This window comes from Sporomusa sp. (assembly GCF_057736855.1).
In genome coordinates this window covers 1-3,538 of sequence record NZ_JBYKYF010000308.1, presented here as the reverse complement: position 1 = coordinate 3,538, position 3,538 = coordinate 1, and the positions used below count along the sequence as shown (strand labels likewise).

The following is a 3,538-nucleotide window of genomic DNA, read 5'->3' as shown; positions in this document are numbered from 1 at the left end:
AAGGATGATTATTTTGTGTATTTGAAAGATGGTAATGCCATTACATCTTTCCTGCAGATCATTGGTGCCCACAATGCCTTGTTGCTATTTGAGAATGTGCGGGTCGTTAAAGATATGCGCAATCAGGTCAACCGCTTGGTTAACTGTGAGACGGCCAATCTGCAGAAAACGGTAAACGCGGCTGTGCGCCAGATTGACAGCATTCGGGTTATCGAGCAAACTATCGGGCTTGATAAGCTGCCACCGCCACTGAAGGAAGTGGCGGAAGCACGGCTGGCGCATCCAGAAGCTACGTTGGCCGAGTTAGCAATTATTTTGGAGGGGCGGGTTGGCAAATCCGGCATTAACCACCGCCTGCGCAAGCTAGGAGAGATAGCTCAGTCGCTGTCAAGCCGTTCCCGCAATTCTGAGATGGGAAGACAATGAAGCGAGTTCTACTAAGTTTTTTTGTTGCGATGTCATTGATCGGCGTTTGGCTGTTGGCACCTAGTAGTGGTGTACCGATTTTAGCTTATCATCAGGTGAGTAAAGTTCCTGCAATATATAGTATTGATCCGGAAGATTTTGAAGAACAAATGCAGTATTTGGCTAACCACGGCTATACGGCTATCTCCTTGTCTGAGCTATTTGCTGCTAAGAAAGATGGTCGGCCGTTGCCGGAAAAGCCTGTCATTATTACTTTTGATGATGGTTATGCCGATAATTATCTGACAGCCTTACCCATCATGGAAAAGTATCGGATGAAAGGCACGGTATTTGTTATTACCAGTAAGGTTGGGCAGCCGGAATATTTAACTTGGGATCAGATTCGGGATATGCAGGCCAGAAACACCGAGATTGCCTCTCATACGCATAGTCATGTAGCACTTAATGAAATCAGTCAAACGATGCTGGTAGATGAGCTAACCAGGTCTAAACAATTATTGGAAGAACATATAAAGCAGCCGGTAGAATTCCTGGCTTATCCTTTTGGGCAGTATAATCAGCAAACCATTGCTGCTTTGCAACAAACAGGTTATCGCGGCGCATGTACCGGACTTCCCGGGTTGGGAACTACATATGGTGATGCCTATCAACTTAAGCGAGTTAATGTTCCACGGCCCAAATACGGTTTGTGGGAGTTTCGTCTGAGACTGCTCCGGGCACACATCTATGCAAAACTGTCGCAAGTGAAGAGTGAAAAGTAGTGGAAATTGGTAAAATATCCTAACGGTTGAAGGCCAGGCTATAGTCTGTTATACTTTTCGTTAGGTAGCCAACCATTGTTAGGAGGTATGCAGTTGTTAAATTGGTTACGACGTGCAAGTGTGGTAATGGCTGTCACAGTTGCTATTAGTAGTATTGTTTCTCCCCAGCCGGTACTGGCCAAATCCGATGTCTTGTCTCCGCGTAAGTTGTACAAGATACCTGAACTGCCTGTTACTGTAACAGAGCAGACTAATAAGTTATTATTGCTGTCTGACAGTCCTGAGATGGTACCTGATGACGGTATTATGTATCAGGATACGGTCAGTGGAGATATTCGGTTATTTTTCCATCATGTCAATGCCACTACGGAACCGAAAAAAATTGTGGTACTGCTAGTTAACAATACCACGGAAGCAGCCGATGTAGTCGTCAACAGGTATGGACTTGGCGGTCCTGATGTAGATTATTTGGCAGTAGGTAAAATTGCCCAATTAAACTATCTAAATCAAGAGGAAGTCGAACTGATACATGTACCGGCAAATGGCACGGCTCATCTGGTATCAGCCTTACAAGATACTGTGGTATTACCGAACGAACTGGTGAATGGTATCTATGATTTCAAAACGAAAATTCCACTTACAGTTGTTGTTATGATGCTGCCTGTTGATGCCGAACCAGCAGAATTTGCTGCTACTGCTCCTGTATTACCGGCAGATAGTCAGCGTTTACGTGGAACATTTCCGGGTAGTGACCGCCTGATTGTCCCTAGTAAGGTATATAATTCCAAGCAAGATGGCATAATGGCGATTACTCTGGCTGATAATAAACTTGATACCTATGTGTCGGGGAGTGATGCTACCGATGGCTCGACAACGCTTAACTACGGGAATTATGGTGTTATCTATAAGCTATTTATTCCAACCGCTTTTGAACAAAAATATGCTGTGTACTTAAATCCCCGGGGAGGGGAATATGCCGGTGGGATAAAAGTAAAATATCGCCGCCAAGATGAGACGACCATCAGCACGCCGGCAGACAGATTGTTTTTCGGTACTAAAACAATTACTGACGTGGCTCATCTGGGCAACTTTGACGGCGGTCAGTCACTGTGGCTGACGTTTTCGCCACCAGGTGCTTCCAACTTGCCTGTAAAAATTATTTTGGTACCGGCTGATAAAACAGAATAACCATATACCGAGGGACGTTATAGAAAAATGGAGCACCCTCGCTCGCTTTTCCTATTGATTCCTGTTGGCAAAGAAGCTACAATAGTAAAGTAACAATTAAACAGTTAATCAGATGCGTTGGCAAGGAGGGAATTTGGATATGAAAAAGCATGTTGTGACAATTAATAAAGCATCACTCGCTCAAACTGTACATACCGGCGGCTGCGGGGAATGCCAGGCTTCCTGCCAGTCGGCCTGCAAGACTTCCTGCACTGTTGGCAATCAGGTCTGCCAGAAGTAGGCCGTGGGACCAGCCCCTTGCACAACAAGGGGCTTAATTTTTTAGGTGGCTGCTTATAAAGTAGACGTAGCTTCAGGTGGGGAACCTTCTGAAGGTTAGTCGCCCTTATCCAGGGGCTAATCTGCTCTAAGTTTCTCCGAGCTGAGAGGCTTAGCGTGGGTTAGCTAGCGGATAAACGCCACCTGTATCGTTGCTTCTAGTGCATGTACTCATGTATGCGGTGCTGCGTAATTTTTGGGCAGATCGCAATTGAGCGTTATGAGAGCACGTACAGTTGGGCATTTCTAAGCAACCGCTAGTTGGATAGAAAGGAACTAAATATCTAATGCAAGTTCATAAATTTTACTTAAACGGTTTATATATTGTACTTGATATTAATAGTGGTGCAGTACACATTGTTGATAACCTGGTTTATGATATCATGGATGTTTTTACCGGGGCTAATGATGAGGACGTGGTTGCTGCACTTAAAGATAAATATCCTGTCGAACATGTGCGCGAGGCATTGGAAGAATTAAAAGAACTTATCCATGCAGGGCAGCTATTTTCGCCGGAATTGACAGTGCCATTGACTTTTAGTGAGAAGCCGCTGGTAAAGTCACTCTGCCTGCATGTTGCGCATGATTGCAATCTGCGTTGTGGCTACTGCTTTGCCGGGACAGGTGACTTTGGTCATGGCCGTAAACTTATGCCCAAGGAAGTTGGCGAACGGGCTGTTGATTTTATTATTGAAAATAGTGGTCAGCGCCGCAATTGTGAAATCGATTTCTTTGGTGGCGAACCGCTCTTAAATATGGATACTGTACGCCATGTTGTCAGTTATGTAAGACGGCGGGAAGCCGAGACTGGTAAGGTGTTTAAGCTGACTTTGACTACCAATGCC

The 3,538-nt window shown here is 45.1% G+C and carries 5 protein-coding genes; all 5 read left to right on the top strand.

Annotated features, from left to right (window positions below):
- The coding region (gene whiA, locus AC29Z1_RS15215) for a DNA-binding protein WhiA (protein WP_488272305.1) at positions 1-426 on the top strand (426 nt) is incomplete at its 5' end.
- Complete coding sequence (locus AC29Z1_RS15210; protein ID WP_488272304.1) at positions 423-1,187, top strand: polysaccharide deacetylase family protein; 765 nt, start codon at positions 423-425, stop codon at positions 1,185-1,187. The genes whiA and AC29Z1_RS15210, both read left to right, overlap by 4 nt.
- A gap of 93 nt (positions 1,188-1,280) precedes the next feature.
- The gene (locus AC29Z1_RS15205) at positions 1,281-2,375 is read left to right on the top strand and encodes a copper amine oxidase (RefSeq protein ID WP_488272303.1); all 1,095 of its coding nucleotides are present in this window, start codon (positions 1,281-1,283) and stop codon (positions 2,373-2,375) included.
- A gap of 139 nt (positions 2,376-2,514) precedes the next feature.
- Positions 2,515-2,655 carry a six-cysteine ranthipeptide SCIFF gene (gene scfA, locus AC29Z1_RS15200; RefSeq protein ID WP_075757400.1) on the top strand — a complete coding sequence of 47 codons (141 nt, stop codon included), beginning with the start codon at positions 2,515-2,517 and terminating at the stop codon, positions 2,653-2,655.
- Positions 2,656-2,980: 325 nt separating this feature from the next.
- A partial coding sequence (locus tag AC29Z1_RS15195) for a 4Fe-4S cluster-binding domain-containing protein (protein ID WP_488272302.1) occupies positions 2,981-3,538 on the top strand: 558 nt, incomplete at its 3' end.

Bases quoted from the DNA above. Each gene is read 5' to 3' on its own strand.
- AC29Z1_RS15210 (WP_488272304.1), top strand. From the start codon at position 423: ATGAAGCGAGTTCTACTAAGTTTTTTTGTTGCGATGTCATTGATCGGC.
- scfA (WP_075757400.1), top strand. From the start codon at position 2,515: ATGAAAAAGCATGTTGTGACAATTAATAAAGCATCACTCGCTCAAACT.